Genomic DNA, 24,322 nt, shown 5'->3' with positions numbered 1-24,322 from the left:
CCTTGTGACCGAGAACACAAAGTGACGTGGGATGCGTCACAGCTTGGGCCGCTACACCTCCGTGACGGCACCGTCTCACGGCGTCCTGCTCCGCAGGACGCGTGCTGGCTGCTCGCTGGCGCTCCCGACGCCAGCCCGCACTCAGGCCTCGGTGACGGCACCCTTCTCCGCGCCGGCGGCGAGCCGGGCGTACTTGGCCAGCACACCCTTGGTGTAGCGGGCCTCGGGGTGCTTCAGCGACGTGGCCCGCTCGGCGAGGGTCTCCTCGCTCACCAGCAGGTCGATGGTGTGGCCCCGCACGTCGATGCGGATGCGGTCGCCCTCCTCCACCAGCCCGATGGGGCCGCCGTCGACGGCCTCGGGGGCGACGTGGCCGATGCAGAAGCCGTGCGTGCCCCCGGAGAAGCGGCCGTCGGTGATGAGGGCGGCGTCGCCGCCACGGCCGGCGCCCTTCATGGCACCGGTGATGGCGAGCATCTCGCGCATGCCGGGGCCGCCCTTGGGCCCCTCGTAGCGGATGACGACCACGTCGCCGCTGTTGATGCGCCCGGCCAGCACGGCGTCCATGGCGTCCTGCTCACCGTCGAACACGCGAGCGGGGCCCTCGAAGTCGTCGAAGTCGATGCCTGCGACCTTGACGACCGAGCCCTTCGGGGCCAGCGAGCCGGTGAGGATGGCCAGGCCGCCGATGTCGTGGATCGGGTCCGAGAGCGGGTGGATGACGTCGCCGTCGGGGGCGGGCGGGTCGAGCTCGGCCAGGTTCTCGGCCACGGTCTTGCCGGTGACGGTGAGGCAGTCGCCGTGCAGGAGGCCGGCATCGAGCAGGTGCTTCATCACGACCGGCACGCCGCCGACCCGGTCGATGTCGACCATGTGGTACTTGCCGTGCGGCTTGGTGTCGGCGATGTGGGGCACCTTGGCGGCGATCTCGTTGAACACCGACAGATCGAGCTCGACCTCGGCCTCGTAGGCGATGGCCAGGATGTGCAGCACCGCGTTGGTGGAGCCGCCGAGGGCCATGGTGACGGCGATGGCGTTCTCGAAGGCCTTGCGGGTCATGATCTGGCGGGGGCGGATGCCCTTGCGGATGAGCTCCATGACGGCCTTGCCGCTCTCGTAGGCGAGGTCGTCGCGGCGGCGGTCCACGGCCGGAGCGCTGGCGCTGCCGGGCAGCGACATGCCGAGCGCCTCGGAGATGCTGGCCATCGTGTTCGCGGTGAACATGCCGGCGCAGGCGCCCTCGGTGGGGCAGGCGTTGCGCTCGATCGCGTCGAGGGTCTCCTGGTCGATGGTGCCGGCGGCCCGGGCGCCGACGGCCTCGAACACCGACACGATGTCGAGGGCCTCGCCGTTGTGCTGGCCGGGCAGGATCGAGCCGGCGTACAGGAACACGCTCGGCACGTTGATGCGGGCTGCGGCCATGAGCATGCCGGGGAGCGACTTGTCGCAGCCGGCGAACGTGAGCAGGCCGTCCATGCGCTCGGCGTGCATGACGGTCTCGACGGAGTCGGCGATGACCTCACGGGAGACCAGCGAGGCGCGCATGCCCTCGTGCCCCATGGAGATGCCGTCGGACACGGCGATGGTGACGAACTCGATCGGATAGCCGCCGGCGTCGCGCACGCCGACCTTGGAGCGCTTGGCCAGGCGATCCAGCGGCATGTTGCAGGGCGTCACCTCGTTCCAGGACGACGCCACGCCGATCTGGGCCTTGGCGAAGTCCTCGTCCTGCATGCCGATGGCCCGCAGCATCGCCCGGGCCGGGGCTCGCTCCATGCCGTCGGTCACGTCGCGGGACCGGGCCTTGATGTCGACGGTGGTCTCGGTGGTGTCGTCTGCTCCGCTCACAGCGGGCCAGGCTACGCCAGTGCCGATCCGGAGCTCGCACGACAGGGAGATCGCCCGCCTCGCGGTGCCGGCCTTCGGGGCGCTCGTCGCCGAGCCCCTCTACGTGCTGGCCGACACCGCCGTGGTGGGCCGCATCGGCACCGACGAGCTCGCCGGCCTGGCCGTGGCGTCCTCGGCCCTGCTGACCGGGTACGCCATCTTCATCTTCCTGGCCTACGGCACGACGGCCGCGGTGTCGCGCCTGCTGGGCGCCGGCCGGGAGGGGTCGGCCGCCCACCAGGCCGTGCAGGGCCTGTGGCTCGCCGGCGTGATCGGCGTGGTGATGACCGCCCTCGTCCTCGGCTTCGCCGACCCGATCGTGGAGTTGCTCGGCGGCACCGGTGCGGTGCGCACCAACGCCCTCGTGTACCTGCGGATCTCGGCGATCGGCATCACCTTCCAGCTGCTCACCTTTGCCGGCACCGGCTACCTGCGGGGCCTGCAGGACACCCGGACCCCCCTGCTGGTGGCCATCGGTGCGGCGGTGGCCAACCTGGTCATCGAGCTCGTCCTCATCAACGGGCTGGGCTACGGCATCGGAGCCTCAGCGCTGTCGACGGTGATCGCCCAGGCCGGCGGCGCCCTCGTCTACCTGCGCCTCATCACCACGGCCACGTCCCGCCTCGGCGCCGCCCTGCGCCCGGACTGGTCGGCCATCCGCCGGCTCGGCCGGGCCGGGTGGGACCTGCTGGTCCGCACGCTCGCGCTGCGGATGTCGCTCACCCTGTTCACCGCCATCGCCGCCCGCATCGGGGCCGAGGAGGTCGGCGCCCACGAGATCGCCTTCGCCATCTGGAGCCTGCTGGCGCTGGCCCTCGACGCCATCGCCATCGCCGGTCAGGCCATGGTCGGCCGCTTCCTCGGCGCCGGCGACGTCGGCACCGCCCGTCAGGTGGGCCGGCGGATGCTCGAGCTCGGGACGGTGGCGGGCATCTTCGCCGGCGCGATCGTCCTGATCGGACGGCCGGTGCTCCCGGACATCTTCAGCAACGACCCCGACGTGCTCCACCTCGCCGGCTTCCTGCTCCTGTTCGTGGCCGTGCTCCAGCCGGTGAACGGGGCGGTGTTCGTCCTCGACGGCCTGCTGATCGGCGCCGGCGACATGTCGTTCCTGGCCAAGGCCATGGTGGGCGCCGCCCTGCTCACCGCGCCGGTCGCCATCGCGGTCGCGTTGCTCGGCCTCGGCATCGGCTGGGTGTGGGGCGCCATCACCGTGCTGATGCTGGCCCGGCTCGGCGTCCTGGCGCTGCGGTGGCGATCGGGGGCGTGGGCGGTGGTGGGCGCCGAGCGCTGACCCGCTCAGCCCTCCTGGCAGCTCCGGACGAAGGCGTCGAAGCCCTCGGGGTCGTCGGTGATGCGCAGGTGGCCGTCGTCGGTCCGGGACACGTCCAGCGACGGGCAGAACCAGTTGCCACCGGGGGTGAAGAAGTGCGGCGAGCCGATGACCCCGCGCGCCTTGCCCTCCTCCCAATCGCGCCGCGGGAGGTCGTCACCGGCCTCGGTCGCCAGACCGTGGGCCGCGGCCACCGCGGCCAGCACGTGGGGATCGCCGATGTCGTCGCCCCGCTCGAAGAGCCGGTCCCGGAGCTCGAGGGCCACGGCTTCGCCCGTGGTCGGCGACTGCTCGTAGGCCCGGCCGGTGAGCGCCAGTGCCCCGAGGGTCGTGGTCGGGAAGCGAGCCGGGTCGAAGCCGGTGAACAGGTCCGGCGCGACCGAGCCGCGGATGTCGTCGACCTCCTCCGCGATGAAGGCCGGGTCCATCGGCGCGCCGTTCACGAGCTCGAGCGGCCACGACCGCACGACGAGCACGGGCGGCACGTCCATGTGGGTGCGGAGCTCGACGAAGCGACGGAGGCCGACGTGGGTGAACGGGCACCAGACGTCGGCGAAGACCTCGACCTGCATGGGTTGCTCCTCGGCTCAGATCAGTGCGGCCAGGACATCGACGAAGACCAGCGCCAGCACGCCGATCAGCAGGACCCAGACGCCGATGCGCATGCCGAGCGACCGGCGTCGGTAGGGGGAGACGTCGTCGTCGGGGTCGGACGGGGGTGTGTAGCGAGACACGGTGGCCACCGTACCGGCGGGGCCGCGTCCCGACCGAGCGTCGGACGGGAGTCAGAACAGCAGCGAGAGCAACCAGGCGACCAGGGCGACGACCAGGACGAGGGTGAGGACCACGCCGACGGCGACACCGATCAACGTCCGTCGCACGGCCCTGCGGCTCTCGGCCGAGGTGGCGGCAGGGTCCCGCTCGTGGCGCTGGAGGAGGGCGACGTTGCGGTTGTTCGCCTTGAACGCGAAGTCGAAGACCGAGCCGAGCAGCGGTATGGAGCCGAACACGGCGTCGATGGCCACGTTGAGCACCATGCGGGCGACGGTGGCGCCGCGGGCGCCGAGCCGCACGGCCTGGACGATCACCGCCGAGGACAGGGCGAGCCCGGCGGCGTCGCCCAGTCCCGGCACGAGGCCGAGCAGCGGCTCGACCCCGAAGCGCAGGCTCGTGCCCGGCACGCGGAACTGGCTGTCGAGGAGGCGGGCGAGGCGCTCGGTCTGGGCCTCGTCGGCCCCCGTCGGTGCGGTCATGGCCCGCTCCCTACCCATCCGGCTCGTTCCGGGCCGCGACGCACGCGCGCCTGATGCGTCCTCCGCGGCCCAGAACGGATGGGGTCAGGGGTCGCAGACCTGGTCCTGGTAGGCGGCGAGGCGATCGGCCACCACGGCGAGGGCGGGGTCGTCGAAGACCGACACGTCGACCTGGTCGGCGGCGAGGCGCTCGAAGTCGTAGTCGGCGTCGGCCAGCACACCGGCGAGCTGCGCGAAGGTGTCGTCGAGCAGGGCGAGGTCGTCGGCGAGGGGCTCGGGGGCGATGGCGGCGAAGCCCTCGAAGCGCTGGGCCAGAGCCCGGAAGCGCAGCTCCACCTCCCGCGGCGCCAGGCCGGCCTCGAACGGGTCGAGCACCGGCTCCTCGGCGGCTTGGCGGCTGCGCTGGCAGAACTCGGAGTCGGGGTCGCCCTCGAAGGCGAGGGGTGCGGTGCTGCCGGTGATCTCGGGCGCGGCGTCCTCGGCCGGTTCGGGGGCGCCTTCGGCGTCGTCGTCGCCTCCGCAGCCGGTCGCCAGGACCAGCGCGCAGACCGCGACGCCGACCACCGACCGGGGCCTCACGCCGACCGACGCTGCTCGAGGAGCTGGGAGACCAGCTTGCCGTCGGCCTGGCCCCTCGTGGCCTTCATGACGTGGCCGACGATGGCGCCCTGGGCCTTCTGCTCGCCGGCGCAGTACTTCTCCCACGCGCCGCCGTTGGCGGCGATGGCCTCGTCCACGATGCCCTCCAGCTCGCTGGTGTCCATCGCCTCGAAGCCACGCTCGGCGGCGATGGCCTCCGGCGCCTTGCCGGTCTCCCCCATCTCGGCCACGACCTGCTTGGCCTGGCTGGCGGTGAGCGCGCCGCTGGTCTCCAGCTCGACGAGCTGGGCCAGGTGGGCGGCGGGGACGTTGGCGGCGTGGCCGGGATCGAGGTCGTGCTGGAGGTGGGTGAGCGTGCGGTCGGCGTCGGCGCCGGCCGCGACAGCGTCCAGCGCCAGCTCGTCGAGGCCCCGGTCGACCACGATCGTCACCGACTCGTCCGGCAGGGTGCGCCCGGCGGCCTCGGCGAGGGCGGCGCGACGCTCGGCGGGCAGGCGGGGCAGGGCGGCGTCGATGGCCTCGATGCGGGCCGGGTCGGGGACCATCGGCACGAGGTCGGGCTCGGGGAAGTACCGGTAGTCCTCGGCCTCCTCCTTCGAGCGCAGCATGTGGGTGCGGCCCTCGTCCTCGTTCCAGTGGCGGGTCTGCTGGATGACCCGCTCGCCGGCCTCGAGCAGGTCGACCTGGCGCAGCGCCTCGTACTCGATGGCCCGGCCGAGCGAGCGCACCGAGTTGATGTTCTTGATCTCGCAGCGGGTGCCGAAGGGCGTGTCGGGCTGGTGCACCGAGACGTTCGCGTCGACCCGCAGCGAGCCCTCCTCCATCTTGGCGTCGGACACGCCGGTGGCCACGAGGATCGCTCGCAGCTCGTTCACGTAGGCCTTGGCCTGCTCGGCGGTGCGGAAGTCGGGCCGCGAGACGATCTCGACCAACGGCACGCCGCAGCGGTTGTAGTCCACGAGCGAGTAGGCGGCGTCGTGGATCCGACCCTTCGACGAGGAGTTGGCCCCGCCGACGTGTGTGGACTTGCCGGTGTCCTCCTCGATGTGGGCCCGCTCGATGCCGATGCGCGTGCCGTCGGGCAGGTCGAGGTGGCCGTCGACGTTGGTCGGCTGGTCGTACTGGGAGACCTGGTAGTCCTTCGGCATGTCCGGGTAGAAGTAGTTCTTCCGGGCGAAGACCGAGGGGCGCACCTCGCAGTGCAGGGCCCGGCCGAGGCGCATGGCCAGCTCCATCGCCTGGGCGTTGAGCACCGGCATGGACCCGGGCAGGCCGAGGCACACCGGGCAGACGTTGGTGTTGGGGTCGTCGCCGAACTGGTTCGGGCAGCCGCAGAACAGCTTGGTGGCGGTGTGCAGCTCGACGTGGACCTCGAGGCCCACCACGAGGCGGTAGCCGTGGGGCAGCTCGGTGAAGGACGTCTCGGTGGCCGTCATCGGGCACCCCCGGGCGCAGCGGCTTCGAGAGCGGCAGCGACGCGGAACATCTGCTCCTCGCCGAGGGCGGGGGCCATCACCTGGATGCCGACAGGCAGGCCCTCGGCGCCGGTGCCGAACGGGACCGACATGGCCGGGTGGCCGGCAAGGCTGGACGGGATCGTGCACACGTCGTTGAGGTACATGGTGAGCGGGTCGGCGGTCTTGTCGCCGAGGGGGAAGGCCACGCAGGGCGACGACGGGCTGAGCAGCACGTCGAAGCGCTCGTAGGCGGCGTCGAAGTCGTCGATGATCATGGTGCGCACCCGCTGGGCCTTGCCGTAGTAGGCGTCGTAGTAGCCCGAGGACAGGGCGTAGGTGCCGAGCATGATGCGGCGCTTCACCTCGGCGCCGAAGCCGGCGGTGCGGGTGGCGTCGTAGGTCTCCCCCATCGTCGCCCGCTCGTCTCGCAGCCCGAAGCGCACGCCGTCGAAGCGGGCCAGGTTGGAGGACGCCTCGGCCGGGGCGATCAGGTAGTAGGCGGACAGGCCGTAGGTGGAGGCCGGCACCGAGACGACGTCGACCTTCGCGCCGGCCGCCTCGAGCGCGTCGGCCGCCTCGCGGGTGCGGGCCTGGACCTCGGGCTGGAACCCGCCCTCACCGCCGAGCAGCTCCTCGACCAAACCGATGCGCAGGCCCTCGACGCCGCGGCCGAGGGTGCCGCGCAGGTCGGGGAAGGGCTCGGGGATGCTGGTGGCGTCGAGGGGATCGTGGCCGCCGACGACCTCCATGAGCAGGGCGGCGTCCTCGACCGTGCGGGCGAAGGGGCCGATCTGGTCGAGGCTGGAGGCGAACGCGATGAGGCCGTAGCGGGAGGCCCGGCCGTAGGTGGGCTTGGCGCCGACGACGCCGCACAGGGCGGCGGGCTGGCGGATGGAGCCGCCGGTGTCGGAGCCGAGGGAGATCGGCGCGAAGCCGGCGGCGACCGCGGCCGCCGACCCGCCCGAGGACCCCCCGGGCACCCGGCTGGTGTCCAGCGGGTTGCGGGTGGCGCCGAAGGCGGAGTTCTCCGTGGAGGAGCCCATGGCGAACTCGTCCAGGTTCGTCTTGCCGATCACGACGGCGCCCGCGTCGCGGAGGCGGGTGACGACCGTGGCGTCGTATGGCGGGCGCCAGCCGTCGAGGATCTTGGACGAGCAGGTGGTGGGGATGCCCCGGGTGCAGAGGTTGTCCTTGAGCGCCACAGGCACGCCGGCCAGCGGCCCGACGTCCTCGCCGGCGGCGATGCGGGCGTCGATCTCGTCGGCGCGGGCCCGGGCCTCGTCGGCGAGGAGGTGGTTGAACGCGTGGATCTCGCCCTCGCGCTCGTCGATGCGTGCCAGGTGCTCGTCGAGCACGCTGCGGGCGCTGCGCTCGCCGGTGGCGACGGCCGCGGCGACGCCGGCCGCGGTCTGGAAGCGCTCGACCGGGCTCACGGGGCCTCCCCCAGCACGGGCGGGACCCGGAACATGCCGTCCTCCGCGGACGGTGCCTCGGCGAGGACCTCATCGCGGTCCAGGCACGGTCGGACCTCGTCGGGGCGGACCACGTTCTCGAGCGGGTACGGGTGCGACGTCGGTGCCACGTCGTCGAGGTCCAGAGCCTCCACGTCGGCGGCGTGGTCGAGGATCGACGCCAGCTGGCCGGTGAAGGTGTCCAGCTCTTCGTCGGTCAACGTCAAGCGGGCCAGGCGGGCCACGTGGGCGACGTCGTCGCGGCTGATGGGGGCGGTCACGGAGTGAGCCTACGAGCAGGTGTCCACGTCCTCACAGGGCGGTCCATCCGGAACGTTCTGGCAGCGGCTGCGGAACAGGGCAGCGCCGCAGTCCGGAACGTCAGGCTCCGGGCCCCGTTCCGCCTTCGCTGCCAGAACTGACTCGGCGGACGAAGTCGCGGATGCGCTCGATGATGAGGTCACGGTCGTGGTCGATCGTGGCGACGTGGTAGCTGCGCTCGAGCGTGACCCGCTCGACCGGGCCGCCCAGGGTCTGGGCCAGGTGGTCCGAGGCGGTGGGGGCCACGACGTGGTCCTCGGGGCTCGTCATGATCAGCGCGGGCGCGGTGATGCCGGCGAGGCGGTCCTGCAGGTCGGCGACGGCATCGAGCATGGACACGAGCGGGGCGAGGGGCACCTTGGCGTAGGCCGACTCGGTGACGTCGGGGTCGGCCACGTCGCTGCCGATGCCGTCCATGTAGGTCTCGCCGGCGTCGAGCATCGCCTGGAGCCCGGCCCGCATCTCGTCGCTGCGCTCGGCGGCGGCGTTGATGAGCACGAGCCCGGCGATGTCGGGGTGCTCGGCGCCGATCCAGGCCGTGAGCGTGCCGCCCATGGACAGTCCCATGGCCACGACGTGCTCGCAGCGCCCGGCGAGGCGCTGGTACGCGGCCTCGACCTCGGCGCTCCAGTCGGCCCACGACGTCGTGTTCATGTCCTCGACCGTGGTGCCGTGGCCGGGCAGTCTGGGCATCTCCACGCTGTGACCGGCGTCGGCCATGGCCTCGGCGATGAGGCGCATCGACGACGGGTTGCCGGTGAACCCGTGGATCACCAGGCAGCCGACGGGACCACCGTCGACGGAGAGCGGTTCGGCTTCGGGGAGGACCTCGGGCATGGCCCGGAGGCTACGCCTCAGAAGCCGCCGGAGATGTTGACGGCGGCGGGGCCGAGGATGACCACGAACAGGGCCGGCAGGATGCAGAACACCAGCGGGAACGTGATCTTCACCGGTACCTGCATGGCTCGCTCCTCGGCCCGGGCCCGGCGCTTGTCGCGGAGCTCGAGGGCCTGGAGGCGCAGGATGTTGGCCAGCGGGAAGCCGTGCTTCTCGGCCTGGCGCACGGCGGTGACGAACTGGCGCAGGTCGGCGACGTCGGTGCGGTCGGACATGGCCTGGAGCGCCTCGCCGCGGGACAGGCCCAGCTGCATGTCGTTGACGGCCTTGAGCAGCTCCGTGGCGAGGATGCCGCGGCCCTCCTGGCCGGCCCGCAGCACGGCGCCGTCGAAGGACATGCCGGCCTCCACCGTGACGGTGAGCTGGTCGAGCACGTCGGGCAGCTCGTTGGTGATGGCCTTGCGGCGGTCGTCGGCCATCCGCTTGACCTTGGCGTCGGGGGCCATGGTCAACAGGACGACCATGAGCCCGGCGACGAGCAGGTTGGTGCGGCTGGCGCCGGCGCTGGACAGGTAGGCCGAGGCGCCGAGCAGCCCGAGGGCGAAGCCGGCGATCTGCATCCCGATGATGACCTCGGGCCGCCAGCGCTTGTCGAGGTCGGCGACGCGGAGCGTCTTGGCGGTCGCGTCCAGCATGCCGCTCGGGAGGTAGCGGCCGAACTTGGCGGCGAGGCCCTGCATCAGCGGGTTCACGACGCGGGTGAGGAACGAGCCTTGGAGCTCGAGCTCCCGGGACGTCGGGATGACGTCCTCGGGGTCCATGCCGATGGCGACGACCTTGGGCTCGGGCTTCAGCGCCCAGAAGGCGAGGGTCAGACCACCGATGACGAAGACGGCTGCGAGGTAGACGATTCCCATGATCAGAACTCCGGGTTCACGAGCTTCTTCAGCCAGAGGCCGCCGCAGGCCAGCATGAAGCCGGCGGCGCCGAGCATCGCCTGGCCCAGGCCCGAGGAGAACATCGGCTTGATGTAGTCCGGGTTCGAGCTGAAGATGAACCCGAACAGGCCGAAGGGCAGGACGAACAGGACCAGGGCGGAGATCTTGCCCTCGGCGGTGAGGGCGTCGACCTGGCGCTTGATGCGGGTGCGGGCCCGGATCGTCTCGCCGACCTGCTCGATGATCTCGGACAGGTTGCCGCCGACGCTGGCCTGGATCTTGATGGCGTCGACCACCCAGTCGAAGTCCTTGGCGCCGATCCGGTACGACATGGCCTGGAGGGCGTCCTCGAGGCTGCGGCCGAGGCGGGTCTCCATGACGACCCGCTGGAACTCCTCGCTGGTCGGCGAGTCCGTTTCGCGGGCCACCGAGTCCAGCGTCTGGCCGAGGCCGTAGCCGGCGGTGAGCGAGCCGGCCATGAGCTGCAGGGTGTCACCGAGCTGGTTGACGAACTGCTTGCGCCGGCGCCCGATCTTGAACTTGAGGAACAGCGGGATGCCGAGTCCGACCGGGATGGCCATCAGCAGGAAGTAGGGGATGCCGAACAGCAGGACGCCGACGAACAGGGCGGCGATGGCAAGGCCGAGGCAGACCACCACGAACTCGTTGGAGCGCATGGCCAGCCCGGCCCGGTCGAGGGTGTCGTCGAGGGAGCGACCGCGGTCGTTCTTCTCCAGGACCTGGGCCGAGATCCCCTCGAGGCGCTCCTGCACGCCGCTCTTGCGCTTGGTCTTCTGCTGCTTGGTCAGCTGCTTCTGCTGTCGACGCTGCTCGCGGCGCTCTACGGCCTGTTCGGACCCGCGCATGCCGTTCAGGAGGAGGAGGGCGCCGAGGCTGACGCCGAGGGCGGCGGCGATCGGGACCCAGGCGCCGGCGAGGATGCCGGCACCCGGCACGACCCGGGAGTCATCCGCGACGTCGGGCACGAACTGGCGCACGGCCGCGTGCTCGAACGTGGTGCTGACGGCGATGTCGGGAGCGTCGGCCATGGCGATGGTGAGCTCAGCGCTCTCGCCGTCGGAGCCCGAGGTCCAGCGGAGCTCGAAGAGGCCGCCGAGGCCGGCACCGATCTCGGTGAGGACCTCGCGGAACTGCGCCGACTGCTCGATGGCCAGGACGTCGCCGCCGGCGGCGTCGGCGAAGGCCTGCAGGGTGCCGAGGTCCTGGTCGGGCGTCTGCAGGGCGACGAAGGATGTGGCGACGGGCGTGGAGGTGAACCGCTCGACGATGGCGTCGGCGGTGGAGTCGCTCGCGGAGTCGGCGCCGTCGGCGAGGACCACCAGGGCGTTGGTCCCGCCCCGGGAGGCGAGCTGGGCGATGCTTCGGTCGAGGCCGTCGAACAGGGCCGTGCCGCCGGCGGCGATGAGCCCGTCGACCGCGCCCTGCAGCGAGGCCCGGTCGGTGGAGAAGGGGTGCTGGATGACGGCGGAGTCGCCGAAGCTGACGATGGACACCGGCACGTCGGCCGGCAGGGTCTCGAGCAGGTCGGCCACGGCGGCCTTGGCCTGCTGCATCGGCTCGCCGGCCATGGAGCCGGAGACGTCGATGGCGACGACCAGGTTCAGGTCGTTGGTGCGCAGGCGCACCACGTCGACGTTCTGCTCCTCGCCGTCCTCGACGACGGTGAAGGCGGCCTCGGGGTCACCGGTGACGGTGGGCCCGGACACGACGGCGCGCACCAGCGGGAAGCCGTTGGCGTCGATGCTGCGCACCTCGAGGCCCTCGGACTGCGCGGCGACCGGCGTGGCCCCCGTGACCAGCAGCGCCGAGAGGGCGAGCAGGCCGGCGAGGAGGCGGGCGGTGCGGGGTCGGGCGCTCATTCCTGGTTCCCTCCGAAGATGCGTTCCTCGAACTCGATCCCCAGCTCCTTGATGTGCTCGATGAAGCGGGGCCGGTAGCCGGTGGGGCGCAGGACGCCGAGCACCCGGCCGCTGGCGTCGAGGCCGGGCGAGTAGTCGAAGTCGAAGATGGGCAGGACCTCGATGTCGTCGCCGACGACGCGGCCGATCTCGCAGATCTGCACGACGCGGCGGCTGCCGTCGCGGAGGCGACCGATCTGCACGACCAGGTCGATGGCGCCGGAGATCTGCTGGCGGATGGCCTGCATCGGGAACTCGATGCCGGCCATGAGCACCATGGTCTCGAGGCGGGTCATGGCGTCGCGGGGCGTGTTGGCGTGCAGCGTGGACAGCGAACCGGCGTGGCCGGTGTTCATGGCCTGGAGCATGTCGAGGGCCTCGCCGCCGCGGCACTCACCGACGACGATGCGGTCGGGCCGCATGCGCAGGGCGGTGCGGACCAGGTCGCGGATCGAGATCTCGCCCCTGCCCTCGCTGTTGCCCGGGCGGGTCTCCATGCGCACGACGTGCTGCTGGCGCATCTGGAGCTCGACGACGTCCTCGATCGTGATGATGCGGTCGCCGTCGGGGATGAAGCTGGACAGCACGTTGAGCAGGGTCGTCTTGCCCGAGCCGGTGCCGCCGCTGACGAGGATGTTCAGCTTGGCGTGGACGCACGCCGCGATCATGTAGAGCGACTCGACCGAGGCCGAGCCCTTCTCGATGAGGTCCTCGGCGGTGAACTTCTTGGCCGCGAACTTGCGGATGGTCAGCGACGAGCCGTCCACCGCCAGCGGGGGGATCACCGCGCAGACGCGGGAGCCGTCGGGCAGTCGGGCGTCGACCATCGGTGAGGACTCGTCGATGCGACGACCGAGCGGGGCCACGATGCGGTTGATGACCTTGCGCAGGCTCTCCTCGTCGCTGAAGTTGATCGAGGCGACCTGGAGCTTGCCGTCCTTCTCGATGTAGATCGAGCGGGTTCCGTTCACCATGATCTCGGAGACCGAGTCGTCCGAGAGCAGGGGCTGGATCGGGCCGTAGCCGAGCAGGTCGGCGGCGATGACGTCGACCAGGCGCTGGCGCTCGTCCTCGGCGAGGGGGATGTCCTCGGCGGCCAGGACCTTGACCATCTCGCCCCGGGCCATGCGCTTGAGCTCGTCGTCGTCGACGTCGGGCTCACCGACCCGGTTGCCGAGGGCGAGGAGCAGCGCGTCCTGCACCTTCTGGCGCAGCCCGGAGAAGGACTCGGACTCCATGAGCGCGGCGGTCATCGCCACGTTGGACGCGTGGTCGGCGGTGACCTCCTCGAAGGACAGCTCGGGGAAGTCGAGCTCGAAGTCCCCCTCCGTCGCGGCCCTGACCCGCTCTCCCAGCTTCATGATCAGCCCTTCCGCTTGAACAGGCGCGAGGCGGGCTTGCCGCCGTGGTGGTCCTTGCCGTCGTCGGTGACGAACTGCTCGACGAGGTGCTCGAAGGCCCGGACCAGCTCCGGGTTGCGGCCGGACTCCATGACGGGGATGCCGTCGTTGGTGGCCAGCACCATGTCGATCGAGCTCGGCACCCGCACGTCGACCGGCCGGCCGATGGTGCGCTCGAGCTGGCCGATGTCGACCCCGACCTTGGCGTTGCTGCGGTTCAGGACCAGCACCCGCCGGGCGCTGGTGAGCCCGACCACGTCGAGGGCCTCGAGGGCCTTCTTCAGGCCCCGGATGGAGGGGACCTCGGTCGAGCAGATCATCACCATGTCGGTCGAGACGTCGAGCGCCGACAGCACCCGCTCGCTCAGGCCCGGGTCGGTGTCGACGACCACGTACCGGAACGAGCGGTGCAGCGCGCGGAGCACGCCGGTGACGTGGTCGGCGGTGATCTCGTCGGCCTCGGCCGGGCTGAGCGGGGCGCACAGGGTGTAGAGGCCCGAGGAGTGGCTGGTGAGGGCCAGCTTCACCTGGGCGCTGTCCACCGGCCAGGCCCGGGCCAGGTCGATGATCGTGGAGGTCGGCTGGAGGCGCATGTTGGACGCCACGTCGCCGAACTGGAGGTCGAGGTCCACCAGGACCACCTCGCGGGGGTACCGCTTGGCCAGGCCCACGGCGAGGTTGGTGGCCGACGACGTCTTCCCGGCGCCGCCCTTGGGCGACAGGATCGTGATGATCCGGCTGGGGTCGGCCGCCACCTCCTCAGGTGGTGAGGTCAACGTCGTGGCTCCCATCTCAGCCGAAGATCCGGTCGGCGGTCTGCACCGCGGTGCCCGATTCGTCGGCGTCGGCGGGCTCGATGGCCAGCCAGATGTCGCCGTTCTTCGAGGCGTAGACGACCCGCTCGGCGGCGGCGGCGTCGAGGGCCAGCGTCACGTACAGCTGTCCCACCGGGGTGGGCGCACGGTTGTCCGTGGTCGCCCCCTGGGCGGCGGCCTCGGGCACCGGGGCGCCCTGGACGTTGGTCACGAGCAGCTTGTGCAGCAGGAAGCCCGACACGTTCTCGCCGGCGACGGGCTGGCCGTCGGGGCCGACGGCGCCGTCGCTCTGGAACTGGTCGAAGGAGGCGATGAGGCCGACGAGGTCGCCCGGTCGCACCGTGCCGCCGACGGCCCGGATCGGGTCGAGGGGGATGGTGATCTCGAGCAGGCCCTCGGGCACCGCCACGGTGCCGCCACCCCGGCCGACGCGGGCCTGGAGGGCGTTGAACTCGGTGGCGTCGACCAGCCGGCTGGCGGTCAGCTGCTCGCCCTCGACCAGGTCGACGGCGGTGACCATGCCGTCGGCCTCGCTCAGGCTGGCCAGCGCACCGCCGGTCTGCACCTTCACCGGCACCGCTTCGACCCGCAGGTACTGCTGCAGCTCGTTGGCCGCGGTGCCGGCGGGCACGGAAGCGTCGAGGACGAGCACGTCCACCAGCTCCTCGCCCGCCAGCGCCCGGTCCTCTGCGGTGCTCACGTACTTCACCAGGGCGAAGGTGCCCAGGGCCACCAACAGGACGGCACCGATGAGACTTGCGCGCTTCTTCTTCACGTTCTCTCCCGAGGTTCGCGGGGCTGCTCCTCAGAAGTCATCGGCCGCCCGAGCAGAATCTGAAGCAGATTCCGGCAACGACCTTCTCAGCGGTTCCGGCGGAACCGGAAGCGGCGACGCTGTTCGACTATTTGTACGGGTCGTCTTCCAGGGGGGCGTCCCACCAGTCGAGCGGGGTCTCCATGCCGTCCTCGACCGGGTGGATGCAGTCCACCGGGCAGGGATCGACGCACTTCAGGCAACCCGAGCACAGCTCGGGGATGATGACCACGTCCATCCCGTGGTTGAAGATCGCGCCGAAGTGCGGGGGGCAGTGCCGGATGCAGGTGTCGCAGTTGATGCAGATCGACATGTCGATGTGCAGGGCCGGGTTCAGCCACTTGGGGTTCCGCTCGCGGTTGGCCATCCGGTCGGCCCGGGTGCTGGCGCTGCTGACGGTCCCCTCCATCGCCCGGCGACGGTAGCACCGGTCCCCGGACCGGTGCTTGACCTGGCGGTCAAGGGGGCGGGACACTCTGCGGGTGCCCGAGTCGACCGCCGCTGCGCGCCCGAGCACCACCTCGCCCGCCGACCCGGATCGCCAGCTGACGACCCAGGGCCGCGAGCGCAAGCAGCAGCTGGTGGACTGCGCCGCCCAGCTGTTCACCGAGCGGGGCTTCGCCGAGACCCGCATCAAGGACATCGTCGACGCCGCCGGGGTGGCCAAGGGCCTCTTCTACTGGTACTTCGAGAACAAAGAAGCCCTCTTCGCCGAGGTCGCCGCCGACATCCGCCTGCGGTTGCGCAAGCACCAGGCCTCGGCCATCGACCCCGAGGCCGACCCCCTGCGCCAGATCCGCCAGGGCGCGCAGGCGAGCGTGCAGTTCATGGCCGAGAACGCCCACTTCTTCTCGCTGCTCGAGGTGGAGACCGGGGCGGTCACCGAGGAGTCCCGTCGCAAGGGCACGGCCCAGCACATCAGCGACGTGCGCACCATCATCCTGCGGGGCCAAGACGCCGGGGTGATCGTCGACGAGGAGCCCGACCTGCTCGCCCTCGCGGTGGTCGGCACCGTCGGCTACTACAGCCACTACCACCGCACCGGACGCACCAACGTCGGCATCGAGGACCTGTCCCGCTTCGTGGCCCGCTCGGTCGTGAAGGTGCTCGCCGCGGACGACGCCGCCGCTGCGGCTGCCCTGGTCGAGTAGCCAGTACATTCCGGGCATGTCGAAGCACGAGTTCCTGTCGGAGGAGTGGATCGCGGCGGCCCAGGCCATCCGTGAGGACTACGCCGGGACGTCCACCACCTCCCCGCCCCCGATGAAGATGAACGTCGTCATCACCGAGGTCCCCTTCGACGAGAGCACCATGGACGCCCACATCGACACCACCGACGGTGAGATGACCCTCGACATGGGCCACCTCGACAGCGCCGACCTCACGGTCACCGTCGACTACGCCACCGCCAAGGCGATCTTCATCGACCAGGACCAGCAGGCCAGCATGCAGGCCTTCATGGCCGGCAAGATCAAGGTCCAGGGCGACATGACCAAGATGATGGCCATGCAGACCGTCCAGCCCGACCCGGCCCAGGTCGAGATGGCGACCAAGATCGCTGAGATGACGGCCTGAGAACGGAAATCCCGTGGATCGTGACCACCCGTGGTCACGATCCACGGGATTTCCTCATGCGGCCAGCGCCCGCCTCGCCGGCACCCGTCTCGGGGCGCGCACGACCGAGCTGCGGACGAAGAAGGCGAAGGCCAGGCCCAGGGCGGCTGCGGCCGCGCCGACCAGGTAGGCCTCGCCGTAGGAGGCCTCGGCGCCGACCGCGCCGGCGCGGGCTGCCTGGGTCGACTGCATGACCTGGATCCCGACGACCACGCCGAACTGGGTCATCATCTGCTGGGTGGCGCCGACCACGCCGAGGTCGTCGTCGTCGACCGCGTTGGCGATGGCCGCCACCAGGGCGGGGGCCGACATGCCGAGGCCGATGCCAGAGAGGCCGAGGAAGCCGACGACGAGCAGGTCGGACGACCCGGCGCCGAGCGAGGCCATGCCGAACATCGAGGCGAGCACGGCCACAGCACCGCCGACGGCGGCGAAGCGCTCACCCGTGCGGGCCGCGAGGTAGCCCATCACGGGGCCGGCGACGGCGAAGGCGAGCGGACGGGCGATGAGCAGCGACCCGGTCTTGGCCTCGCCGTAGCCGAAGATGTCCTGCAGGAACAGCGGCGTGATGATGAACCCGCCCATGTAGGCGAAGTTCGTGAAGACCTGGGTGAGGATCGGGATCGAGAAGTTGCGGCGGCGCAGGTACTCCAGCGGCAGCAGCGGGGCCGCAGCTCGCGACTCGACCCGGACGAACAGCCACAGCACCACCGGCGTGAGGGCGAACGCGCCGAGCACCATCGGCGAGGTCCAGCCGACGACCGGGCCCCGGTTGACGGCGAGGAGGAAGGCGGTCGCGGCGGCGGCCAGCGTGCCGGCGCCGGCCAGGTCGAAGCGAGCCGAGGGGATCTTGTCCGTCTCGGGCAGCACGACGAGGGCGAGGACGAGGGCAGCGATGGTGAGGGGCACCTGCCCGGCGAAGATCCAGCGCCAGCCGAACGCCTCCACGATCGGCCCGCCGGCGACGACGCCGACGACCGGGCCGCCGGCGCCGACCATGGTCCAGTAGCCCATCGCCTGGGCCCGGCGCTCCTTGGGGAAGAGCCGGTTGATCAGCGCGAGCGACGTCGGTCCCACCGCAGCGCCGGTGGCAGCCCCGAGGATGCGGAAGGCGAGCAGCGACGGGGCGTCCCACGCCACCGCGGTGAGGGCGGCGAAGACGATGACGGCCACCATCGACCACGCGTAGACGCGGCGGTGCCCCCGCAGGTCGCCGAGCTTGCCGGCGCTCGGGCCGAAGATGGCGAAGGCCAGGATCGGCCCCGTGACCAGCCAGGTCAGGGTCGACTCGTCGGAACCCAGGTCGCCGGCGATGCGGGGGATCGACACCGACAGGATCGTGATGGTGAAGCCGACGCTGAACAGGCCGAGCAGCACCGTCGTGAGCACCAGCCACGGGTACTTCGAGGACCGGCTGGCCCGGTCGTGGACCCGCTGGCGCAGCAGCAGCGACCACGGCATCACCGCGACCTCGTCGGCTCCGGGCGCGTCGATGCTCAGCTCGTCGAGGTGCGCGCCGGGTCCACCTGGTTCGCGCCGTCCGCCGTCCACGTCGTCGACGCTATCCACTTGACCGGTGGGTCAAGAAGGCGATCGGTGAGACGTCGGTCACGCCGAGCGCGGCACGGGCCGACCCTGGAGGGACGGCCTGCCTCGTCGCAGCGGCTGGGGATCGCTGCGTCCGGCATGGCCGTCCCACCGGGACCGGCCCGTGGGCGGCGATGGTAGCCATCTGGCACTGGTTCGGCACCGGCGCGCGGCCGGCGCCGAGCCCTCAGGCCATGCGGTCCAAGGTCTCGTGGAGCTCGGCGATGGTCCAGCGCGCCTCCTGCTCGAAGGTGGCGCCGAACTGCCAGCCGTCCATCAGCCGGATCGTGCCGCCCTGGACGAACATGGTCCGCCCGTTCAGCGGGCAGTCGGCACCGGCCAGGTATGCCACCACCGGCGAGCAGTGAGCCGGATCCCACAGGTCGAACTGCGCGCCGTCGCCGGGGGCGGCGACGATGTCGGACAGGCCGGGAGCGGTCTCGGTGAGGCGGGTCCGTGCCGCGGGCACGATGCAGTTGGAGCGCACGCCGTAGCGGGACAGCTCCTGGGCGCAGATCTGGGAGAAGGCGGCCACGCCGGCCTTGGCGGTGCCGTAGTTGGTCTGGCCGGGGTTGCCGAGCAGGCCCGACGTCGACGACGTGTGGATCACCGATGCGGCCCGAGGCATGCCCGCCTTGGTCTGGTCCCGCCAGTACGCGGCGGCGAAGCGGGTGGGCACGAAGTGGCCCTTGAGGTGCACGTTGGTGACCGAGTCCCACTCCTCCTCGGTCATGTTGACCAGGGCCCGGTCGCGCAGGATGCCCGCGTTGTTGACGAGCACGTCGAGGCCGCCGTAGGCGTCGATCGCCGAGCGGATCAGGGCCTCCCCGCCGGCCCAGGTGGCCACGTCGTCGTGGTTGGCCACGGCGTCGCCACCGGCGGCGCGGATCTCCTCGACGACGGCCTCCGCCGCGCTCGGGTCACCACCGGTGCCGGTGGCGTCACCGCCGAGGTCGTTGACCACCACCTTGGCGCCCTCGGCGGCGAAGAGCAGCGCGTGCGACCGCCCGAGGCCGCGGCCTGCTCCGGTGATGACCGTGATCCTGCCGTCGAGCGAAGTCACTTCGTGTCCCTTCTGCCGGCGCCGTCCCGCCGAGCGCGAGCAGACAGTGCTGCCCCCGGACGAGACAGGTCAAGTCGGCGGCGGTCAGCGGGCCAGGAAGATGTTGACCGAGGTACCCCGACGCACCTGCGTGCCGGCACCGGGATCGGAGCCGACGACCGTGCCACGACTGGCGCAGCAGTCCTGGCCGAGCACCAGGTCGGCGTTGCGCAGGGCCGCCTCGGCCTCGTCGAGGGTCATGCCGCGCAGGTCGGGCACGGCCACCCGGTCGGGACCCTTGCTCACCTGCACGACCACGGTGTCGCCCCGATCGAGCGTCGCGCCGGGGGGCGGGTCGAGGGCCACGACCTGGCCCGCCGGCACCGTCTCGCTGAAGACGTCCTCCCGGGCCACCTCGAGCTGGACGCCGGCGAGCGCGTCGCGGGCGACGCCGAACCCGGCACCCGCGGGGAGCTCCGGAACCGTCCGCGGCGCCGGGCCGAGGGACACCGACAGGGGCACGACCGACCCGCGGGGCAGCGAGGTCTCGACCTCGCCGACCGTGCCGATGACGTGGCCGGCCGGCACCTCCTCGTGGTGGACCTCCTCGGCGACCTCGTGCCCGAGGCCGGCCGCATCGAGCTCGAGGGCGACCTCCTCGAGCGGTCGCCCGACGATCTCGGCGGGGCGGTCGGTGAGCGTGTTGCCCTCCGAGACGAGCACGACGAGCGTGCCCCCCTCGGCCAGGCGGTCGCCCGGGGGCGGGGTGGTCGAGACGATCTCGCCCGGCTCGGTGCCGTCCTGGCGGGTCTTCTTCTCGTCGATGATCCAGTCGTTCTGGTCGGCGATCAGCTCGGCGTCGTCGATCTGGCGCCCGGCGAGCTCGGGCACCTCGGCGGTCGGGGTCCGCAGCTGCTGGGCGAGGATAAGCCCACCGGCGGTGATGGCCACGGCCAGCAGCACGGCAAGCACCACCGGCCAGCGCCGGCGTCGGGCGGTGCCGGGGTCGCCCTCCGGGGCGTCGACCACGGTGACGGCTTCGGCCTCGGCGGCCTTGCGGGCCTTGCGGGCCTTGCGGGCCTTGCGCCCCCGCAGACCGGCGGCGGGATCCTCGGACGCCGCGGCGGGGGCCGGAGCGATCTGGGTGCGCTCGTCGGCGGACTCGGTGGCGCCCTCGGCCTCGGTGAGGGCACCGACCAGGGGGAGCGGTGCCGGGGCGGTGAGGCGCTCGGACGCGGCGAGCAGGGCGATGCCGAGCTCCTCGGCGTCGGCGCGCTCGTCGGGGTCGAGGCGACCGGCGCGCTCGATGGCGGGCCGCAGCGGACCGAGGGCGTCGGGCACCTCGAGGTCGCCGTGGGTGCGGGCCTGCAGGGCGGCGAGCGGGTCGCCGCCGGCGAAGGGCACCCGTCCGGTGACGGCCTCGATGAGCACGAGGCCGAGGGCGTACACGTCGGCCTTGGGCCCGGTGCGCTCGCCCCGGGCCTGTTCCGGCGCGGCGTAGCGCATGGTGCCGACCAGGTGGCTGCCGCCGTGGTCGGTGGTGCCGCTCTCGGCGAGCGCCCGGGCGAGCCCGAAGTCGGCGATGCGCAGGCGGCCGTCGTCACCGAAGCAGAGGTTGGCCGGCTTCAGGTCGCGGTGCACCAGGCCGCGCCCGTGGGCATGCGCCAGGCCCCGGCAGGCCTCGAGGCCGACGACGAGGGCCTGGGACGGGGTGAGGCGGTGCCCGGCGGCGAGCATGCCGCGCAGGCTGCCGCCGGCCAGGTACTCGGTGACCAGGTACGGGACGTCGTCGACGCCGCTGTCGTGGACCACGACCACGTTCGGGTGGTTCACCGACGCCACGGTCTGGGCCTCGGCCCGGAAGCGCTCCAGGAAGTGCTGGTCGGTGGCGAGGGCCGGCTGCAGCATCTTCACCGCGACCTTGCGCTGCAGGGTGACGTCGTCGGCCAGGAACACCTGCGCGGACGAACCCGCCCCCAGGGGGGCGATCAGTCGGTATCGGCCGCCCACCACGCGACCGACCTGGTCGGAGAGCTGTGACATGGCCACTGCGCCACAGTAGGGAACGTCCCCGCCGCCTTGGTGGAGGGGTCCCGGTGCGAGACTGGGTCCGAATGCCCGATCCCGCCGGCTCCGCCCGCACCCTCGCGGTCCCCTGGACGCTGCACGCCGCCTTCTGGCTGGTGCTGGTCGAGTCCCTGGCCGAGGGCGCGTTCGTCATCGGCCGAGACGACTGGGGCAACCTGGGCAAGGCGCTGATCCTGCTGGCGTTCGTGGCCAAGGTCGGCTTCGCCCAGCTGGCCCGCCGCCTCAGCGCCGGCGGCGCCCTCGGGTTGCTGGTGTTCGAGCTCGTCGGCATCCTCGTCGCCATCGGTGCCGAGTGGGCGATGGGCCTGCGCCTGCTGCTCGTCGCCACCGTCGTCGCCGTCTACGCGCTCGTGCTGTCCTCCCTCCACGCCTTCCCCACCCCGGAGCTCCCCCGACCATGACCAGCCCCTCCCCCGCCCCCCAGGGCCTGCAGTACCCCACCCGCACCAAGGTGATCATCGCCGTCGTGCTCACGGTGGCCATCGCCGCCATCGTCCTGGCCTACGTGACCACCGCTGAGGGCGACGGCGGCGACGTCAGCGTCTCGGGTGCCGACGGGCTCCAGGACACCGGCTCGCGGGATCCGTCGGGGGTCGAGGCGCTGATCCCGCCTCGCGGGTCCGAGATCCTCGGCCAGGAGGCCATCGGCATCGACCTGGTGCCGGGCTGGACCGGTGAGCTCACCCTGCTGCCCGGCAACGGGGTGGCCACGAGGCTGACCGACGACGAGATCGAGGTCGACGGGCTGAACCGGATCATCTTCCAGCCCGGGCCGGACAAGTCCATCGAGCGCCTGAGCGGCGACTACTGCCTGGTCGCCACCATCTGGGACCAGGTCGAGGGTCGCGAGCAGACCCAGCGCGTCGAGAACTGGTGCTTCTCCGCGACGTGAGGTGAGCGGCAGCTAACCCGGCAGCTCGCCCGTGGCGAGGAGGTGCTCGAACCCGGCCTCGTCGAGCACCGGGATGTCGAGCTCCTCGGCCTTGGTGAGCTTGGATGCCCCCGGGCCGTCGCCGACCACCACGGCAGTGGTCTTCTTGGAGACCGAGCCCGGCGCCTTGCCGCCCCGTGACTTGATGGCCTCCTCGACCTCCTCGCGGTTGTAGCCCTCGAGCGTGCCGGTGACCACCACCGACAGGCCGGCCAGCGTCTGCTCCACGTCAGGCGCCGCCTCGCCCTCGAGGTTCACGCCTGCGGCGCGCAGCCGCTCGATGACGGCGAGGTGGGCCGGATCGTCGAACCAGGCGCGCACCGAGGTCGCGATGGTGGGACCGACGCCGTCGACGGCGGCCAGGGTCTCGGCGTCGGCGGCGACGATGTCGTCGAGGTGCCCGAACCGGCGGGCCAGAGCCTCGGCGCCAGCAGGCCCGAGGTGGCGGATGTTGAGCCCGACCAGCAGGTGGCGCAGGGGGCGGTCCTTGCTGGCGTCGATCGCAGCGCGCAGGTTGTCGACCGAGGTCTGCCCGTAGCCCTCGAGCTCGAGGATCCGGTCGAAGTCCAGCTCGTAGACGCCAGCCACGTCGTGCAGGAGGCCGAGCTCGATCAGCTGGGCGACGGTGCGCTCGCCCAGGCCCTCGATGTCCATGCCGCCGCGGCTGGCGAAGTGCTCGATGGAGCCCTGGACCTGGAACGGGCACTCCGGGTGCACGCACCGGGTGTCGGACTCGCCCTCGGGGCGCACCAGGGTGGACTGCACCGGGCACGGGCAGGTGGTGGGGAAGACCCACGGCTCCAGGCCCTCGGGCCGGGCGGCGAGCACCGGGCCCACGACCTCGGGGATGACGTCGCCGGCCCGGCGGACGATGACGGTGTCGCCGGGGCGGACGTCCTTGGCCGCGACCTGGTCCTGGTTGTGCAGCGTGGCCCGCTCGACGTTCGCACCGCCGACGAACACCGGCTCCAGCACCGCGTACGGCGTGGCCCGGCCGGTGCGCCCGACCGAGACCATGATGTCCAGCAGCGTGGTGGTGCGCTCCTCGGGCGGGAACTTGTAGGCGATGGCCCAGCGCGGCGCCCGGGTCGTGACGCCGAGGTCCGCCCGGCGGGCGAGGTCGGCCACCTTCACCACCACGCCGTCGATCTCGTAGGGCAGGTCGTGGCGGTGCTGCTCCCAGTGGGCGCACAGCGCGACGACCTCGTCGATGTGGTCGACGGTGCGGATCTCGGGGTTCACCGGGAAGCCGAGCTCGCGCAGCAGGTCGAACATCTCCTCGTGGCGGGCCAGCCCCGGACCCCCCTTCACCTCGCCGAGGCCGTAGCTCCACATGGACAGCTCGCGCCGACCCGTGACGCTGGGGTCCTTCTGGCGCAGCGCGCCGGCGGCGGAGTTGCGGGGGTTGATGAAGGGGGCGTGGCCGTGCTCGGCCGCCCACTCGTTCAGCCGCTCGAACGCCGCGGTGGTCATGTACACCTCGCCCCGCACCTCCAACACCGCAGGCGCGCCCGCCGGCAGCTCGTTGGGGATGTCGGCGATGGTGCGGATGTTGGCGGTGACGTCCTCCCCCACCCGGCCGTCTCCGCGGGTGGCGGCCTGGGCCAGGGAGCCGTCCTCGTAGCGCAGCGAGATGGCGACCCCGTCGATCTTGAGCTCGCACACGTAGCCGTAGGTGACGGGCGCATCGCCCTCGGCGACGCCGAGGCGGCGCTGGAGGCGCTCGTCCCAAGCGCGCAGGTCCTCCTCGACGAAGGCGTTGTCGAGCGACAGCAGCGGGCTCGAGTGCACGACCGGCGAGAACGCTGCCGAGGCCCGGCCTCCGACCTGCTGGGTGGGCGACGCCTCGTCGGCCAGCTCCGGGTGCGCCTCCTCGAGCCGGCGCAGCTCCTGGATGAGCTCGTCGTACTCGGCGTCGGTGACGATCGGCGCGTCCTGGACGTAGTACCGCTCGTCGTGCTCGAGGATCTCGGCGCGGAGCTGCTCGGCGCGCCGCTGGGCCTCGGGGACGTCCTGGTCGCTCACCCCGGCGACG

The 24,322-nt window shown here is 71.9% G+C and carries 24 protein-coding genes; 5 read left to right on the top strand and 19 right to left on the bottom strand.

Annotation, left to right across the window (positions count from 1 at the left end; genetic code table 11):
* Positions 1-141: 141 nt before the first annotated feature.
* The gene (gene ilvD, locus RGQ06_RS12630; RefSeq protein WP_432428562.1) at positions 142-1,848 is read right to left on the bottom strand and encodes a dihydroxy-acid dehydratase; all 1,707 of its coding nucleotides are present in this window, start codon (positions 1,846-1,848) and stop codon (positions 142-144) included.
* Here ilvD and RGQ06_RS12625 point away from each other — a divergent pair.
* Positions 1,808-3,181, top strand: a complete 1,374-nt coding sequence (locus RGQ06_RS12625; RefSeq protein ID WP_432428561.1) for an MATE family efflux transporter — start codon at positions 1,808-1,810, stop codon at positions 3,179-3,181. The genes ilvD and RGQ06_RS12625 overlap by 41 nt on opposite strands.
* Positions 3,182-3,186: 5 nt before the next feature.
* On the opposite strand, the gene RGQ06_RS12620 is transcribed toward RGQ06_RS12625, so the two are convergent.
* The 14 genes from RGQ06_RS12620 to RGQ06_RS12555 all read right to left on the bottom strand — a co-directional run bounded on the left by RGQ06_RS12620 (position 3,187) and on the right by RGQ06_RS12555 (position 15,434).
* Positions 3,187-3,792, bottom strand: a complete 606-nt coding sequence (locus RGQ06_RS12620; RefSeq protein ID WP_432428560.1) for a DsbA family protein — start codon at positions 3,790-3,792, stop codon at positions 3,187-3,189.
* Between the two features lie 15 nt (positions 3,793-3,807).
* Positions 3,808-3,954, bottom strand: a complete 147-nt coding sequence (locus RGQ06_RS12615; RefSeq protein WP_432428559.1) for a hypothetical protein — start codon at positions 3,952-3,954, stop codon at positions 3,808-3,810.
* 51 nt (positions 3,955-4,005) lie between these two features.
* Positions 4,006-4,473 carry a DUF4112 domain-containing protein gene (locus RGQ06_RS12610; protein ID WP_432428558.1) on the bottom strand — a complete coding sequence of 156 codons (468 nt, stop codon included), beginning with the start codon at positions 4,471-4,473 and terminating at the stop codon, positions 4,006-4,008.
* 84 nt (positions 4,474-4,557) lie between these two features.
* Positions 4,558-5,052, bottom strand: a complete 495-nt coding sequence (locus tag RGQ06_RS12605) for a hypothetical protein (RefSeq protein WP_432428557.1) — start codon at positions 5,050-5,052, stop codon at positions 4,558-4,560.
* Positions 5,049-6,509 carry an Asp-tRNA(Asn)/Glu-tRNA(Gln) amidotransferase subunit GatB gene (gene gatB / locus RGQ06_RS12600; RefSeq protein WP_432428556.1) on the bottom strand — a complete coding sequence of 487 codons (1,461 nt, stop codon included), beginning with the start codon at positions 6,507-6,509 and terminating at the stop codon, positions 5,049-5,051. The genes RGQ06_RS12605 and gatB overlap by 4 nt, the downstream gene beginning before the upstream one ends.
* Entirely contained in the window at positions 6,506-7,963 is a 1,458-nt protein-coding gene (gatA, locus tag RGQ06_RS12595) for an Asp-tRNA(Asn)/Glu-tRNA(Gln) amidotransferase subunit GatA (protein ID WP_432428555.1), read from the bottom strand. The genes gatB and gatA overlap by 4 nt, the downstream gene beginning before the upstream one ends.
* Complete coding sequence (gene gatC / locus RGQ06_RS12590; RefSeq protein WP_432428554.1) at positions 7,960-8,262, bottom strand: Asp-tRNA(Asn)/Glu-tRNA(Gln) amidotransferase subunit GatC; 303 nt, start codon at positions 8,260-8,262, stop codon at positions 7,960-7,962. Before gatC ends, gatA begins: the two co-directional genes overlap by 4 nt.
* A gap of 100 nt (positions 8,263-8,362) precedes the next feature.
* Complete coding sequence (locus tag RGQ06_RS12585; protein WP_432428553.1) at positions 8,363-9,139, bottom strand: alpha/beta hydrolase; 777 nt, start codon at positions 9,137-9,139, stop codon at positions 8,363-8,365.
* 17 nt (positions 9,140-9,156) lie between these two features.
* Positions 9,157-10,056, bottom strand: a complete 900-nt coding sequence (locus RGQ06_RS12580) for a type II secretion system F family protein (RefSeq protein ID WP_432428552.1) — start codon at positions 10,054-10,056, stop codon at positions 9,157-9,159.
* 2 nt (positions 10,057-10,058) lie between these two features.
* Positions 10,059-11,957, bottom strand: a complete 1,899-nt coding sequence (locus RGQ06_RS12575; protein WP_432428551.1) for a type II secretion system F family protein — start codon at positions 11,955-11,957, stop codon at positions 10,059-10,061.
* Entirely contained in the window at positions 11,954-13,357 is a 1,404-nt protein-coding gene (locus RGQ06_RS12570) for a CpaF family protein (protein WP_432428550.1), read from the bottom strand. Before RGQ06_RS12570 ends, RGQ06_RS12575 begins: the two co-directional genes overlap by 4 nt.
* A gap of 2 nt (positions 13,358-13,359) precedes the next feature.
* Positions 13,360-14,172 carry an AAA family ATPase gene (locus RGQ06_RS12565; RefSeq protein ID WP_432428549.1) on the bottom strand — a complete coding sequence of 271 codons (813 nt, stop codon included), beginning with the start codon at positions 14,170-14,172 and terminating at the stop codon, positions 13,360-13,362.
* A gap of 16 nt (positions 14,173-14,188) precedes the next feature.
* On the bottom strand, positions 14,189-14,986 hold the full coding sequence (gene cpaB / locus RGQ06_RS12560) for a Flp pilus assembly protein CpaB (RefSeq protein WP_432428548.1): 798 nt from the start codon (positions 14,984-14,986) through the stop codon (positions 14,189-14,191).
* Positions 14,987-15,113: 127 nt separating this feature from the next.
* Positions 15,114-15,434: a 4Fe-4S dicluster-binding protein gene (locus RGQ06_RS12555; protein WP_432428547.1), complete on the bottom strand. Its 321-nt coding sequence runs from the start codon at positions 15,432-15,434 to the stop codon at positions 15,114-15,116.
* 73 nt (positions 15,435-15,507) lie between these two features.
* On the opposite strand from RGQ06_RS12555, the gene RGQ06_RS12550 reads away from it, so the two are divergent.
* On the top strand, positions 15,508-16,176 hold the full coding sequence (locus tag RGQ06_RS12550) for a TetR/AcrR family transcriptional regulator (protein WP_432428546.1): 669 nt from the start codon (positions 15,508-15,510) through the stop codon (positions 16,174-16,176).
* A gap of 16 nt (positions 16,177-16,192) precedes the next feature.
* The gene (locus RGQ06_RS12545; protein ID WP_432428545.1) at positions 16,193-16,600 is read left to right on the top strand and encodes an SCP2 sterol-binding domain-containing protein; all 408 of its coding nucleotides are present in this window, start codon (positions 16,193-16,195) and stop codon (positions 16,598-16,600) included.
* A gap of 54 nt (positions 16,601-16,654) precedes the next feature.
* Here the strand turns inward: RGQ06_RS12545 and RGQ06_RS12540 are convergent, their stop codons facing one another.
* The 3 genes from RGQ06_RS12540 to RGQ06_RS12530 all read right to left on the bottom strand — a co-directional run bounded on the left by RGQ06_RS12540 (position 16,655) and on the right by RGQ06_RS12530 (position 21,311).
* On the bottom strand, positions 16,655-18,190 hold the full coding sequence (locus RGQ06_RS12540) for an MFS transporter (RefSeq protein WP_432428544.1): 1,536 nt from the start codon (positions 18,188-18,190) through the stop codon (positions 16,655-16,657).
* 223 nt (positions 18,191-18,413) lie between these two features.
* Positions 18,414-19,289, bottom strand: a complete 876-nt coding sequence (locus RGQ06_RS12535) for an SDR family oxidoreductase (protein WP_432428543.1) — start codon at positions 19,287-19,289, stop codon at positions 18,414-18,416.
* Positions 19,290-19,373: 84 nt separating this feature from the next.
* A complete protein-coding gene (locus tag RGQ06_RS12530) occupies positions 19,374-21,311 on the bottom strand; it encodes a protein kinase domain-containing protein (RefSeq protein ID WP_432428790.1) in 1,938 nt (645 codons plus the stop codon).
* Positions 21,312-21,382: 71 nt separating this feature from the next.
* Between RGQ06_RS12530 and RGQ06_RS12525 the strand changes: the two genes are divergently transcribed.
* Positions 21,383-21,757, top strand: coding sequence for a hypothetical protein (locus RGQ06_RS12525; protein WP_432428542.1), 375 nt, complete (start codon positions 21,383-21,385; stop codon positions 21,755-21,757).
* Positions 21,754-22,248, top strand: coding sequence for a hypothetical protein (locus RGQ06_RS12520; protein ID WP_432428541.1), 495 nt, complete (start codon positions 21,754-21,756; stop codon positions 22,246-22,248). Before RGQ06_RS12525 ends, RGQ06_RS12520 begins: the two co-directional genes overlap by 4 nt.
* A 12-nt stretch (positions 22,249-22,260) precedes the next feature.
* Here RGQ06_RS12520 and ligA read toward each other — a convergent pair whose 3' ends face one another.
* On the bottom strand, positions 22,261-24,312 hold the full coding sequence (gene ligA / locus RGQ06_RS12515) for an NAD-dependent DNA ligase LigA (protein ID WP_432428540.1): 2,052 nt from the start codon (positions 24,310-24,312) through the stop codon (positions 22,261-22,263).
* Positions 24,313-24,322: the final 10 nt, after the last annotated feature.

Source organism: Salinilacustrithrix flava (assembly GCF_041228405.1).
Classification (GTDB): domain Bacteria; phylum Actinomycetota; class Acidimicrobiia; order Acidimicrobiales; family Salinilacustritrichaceae; genus Salinilacustrithrix; species Salinilacustrithrix flava.
The sequence above is the reverse complement of the archived record's forward strand: the minus strand, read 5'-3'. Positions and strand labels throughout refer to the sequence as shown.

Excerpts from the sequence above, each read along its gene's own strand:
- RGQ06_RS12625 (WP_432428561.1), top strand. The coding sequence starts at position 1,808 with ATGTCGACGGTGGTCTCGGTGGTGTCGTCTGCTCCGCTCACAGCGGGC.
- RGQ06_RS12620 (WP_432428560.1), bottom strand. The coding sequence starts at position 3,792 with ATGCAGGTCGAGGTCTTCGCCGACGTCTGGTGCCCGTTCACCCACGTC.
- RGQ06_RS12610 (WP_432428558.1), bottom strand. The coding sequence starts at position 4,473 with ATGACCGCACCGACGGGGGCCGACGAGGCCCAGACCGAGCGCCTCGCC.
- gatB (WP_432428556.1), bottom strand. The coding sequence starts at position 6,509 with ATGACGGCCACCGAGACGTCCTTCACCGAGCTGCCCCACGGCTACCGC.
- RGQ06_RS12585 (WP_432428553.1), bottom strand. The coding sequence starts at position 9,139 with ATGCCCGAGGTCCTCCCCGAAGCCGAACCGCTCTCCGTCGACGGTGGT.
- RGQ06_RS12580 (WP_432428552.1), bottom strand. The coding sequence starts at position 10,056 with ATGGGAATCGTCTACCTCGCAGCCGTCTTCGTCATCGGTGGTCTGACC.
- RGQ06_RS12575 (WP_432428551.1), bottom strand. The coding sequence starts at position 11,957 with ATGAGCGCCCGACCCCGCACCGCCCGCCTCCTCGCCGGCCTGCTCGCC.
- RGQ06_RS12570 (WP_432428550.1), bottom strand. The coding sequence starts at position 13,357 with ATGAAGCTGGGAGAGCGGGTCAGGGCCGCGACGGAGGGGGACTTCGAG.
- RGQ06_RS12555 (WP_432428547.1), bottom strand. The coding sequence starts at position 15,434 with ATGGAGGGGACCGTCAGCAGCGCCAGCACCCGGGCCGACCGGATGGCC.
- RGQ06_RS12545 (WP_432428545.1), top strand. The coding sequence starts at position 16,193 with ATGTCGAAGCACGAGTTCCTGTCGGAGGAGTGGATCGCGGCGGCCCAG.
- RGQ06_RS12530 (WP_432428790.1), bottom strand. The coding sequence starts at position 21,311 with ATGTCACAGCTCTCCGACCAGGTCGGTCGCGTGGTGGGCGGCCGATAC.
- RGQ06_RS12525 (WP_432428542.1), top strand. The coding sequence starts at position 21,383 with ATGCCCGATCCCGCCGGCTCCGCCCGCACCCTCGCGGTCCCCTGGACG.
- RGQ06_RS12520 (WP_432428541.1), top strand. The coding sequence starts at position 21,754 with ATGACCAGCCCCTCCCCCGCCCCCCAGGGCCTGCAGTACCCCACCCGC.